The organism is Streptococcus pseudopneumoniae (assembly GCF_038148935.1).
Classification (GTDB): domain Bacteria; phylum Bacillota; class Bacilli; order Lactobacillales; family Streptococcaceae; genus Streptococcus; species Streptococcus pseudopneumoniae_U.
In genome coordinates this window covers 1-227 of record NZ_JBBJZX010000278.1, presented here as the reverse complement: position 1 = coordinate 227, position 227 = coordinate 1, and the positions used below count along the sequence as shown (strand labels likewise).

1 tRNA gene and 1 rRNA gene are annotated in these 227 nt (G+C 55.5%); both read right to left on the bottom strand.

Features of this window, described 5'->3' with window-relative positions:
- Nucleotides 1–13: 13 nt before the first annotated feature.
- Nucleotides 14–86, bottom strand: a tRNA-Ala gene (locus tag WKI42_RS10980).
- Nucleotides 87–137: 51 nt separating this feature from the next.
- Nucleotides 138–227 (bottom strand): 16S ribosomal RNA (locus WKI42_RS10975); the annotation flags it as partial.

The window sequence follows — 227 nt, the reverse complement described above, 5'->3', positions numbered from 1 at the left end:
GATCTCTCACCAATGGAGCCTAGCGGGATCGAACCGCTGACCTCCTGCGTGCAAAGCAGGCGCTCTCCCAGCTGAGCTAAGGCCCCACAAGACCTCTCAAGACTAAACAAGACCAATGCGCAGTTCCTTATCCTTAGAAAGGAGGTGATCCAGCCGCACCTTCCGATACGGCTACCTTGTTACGACTTCACCCCAATCATCTATCCCACCTTAGGCGGCTGGCTCCT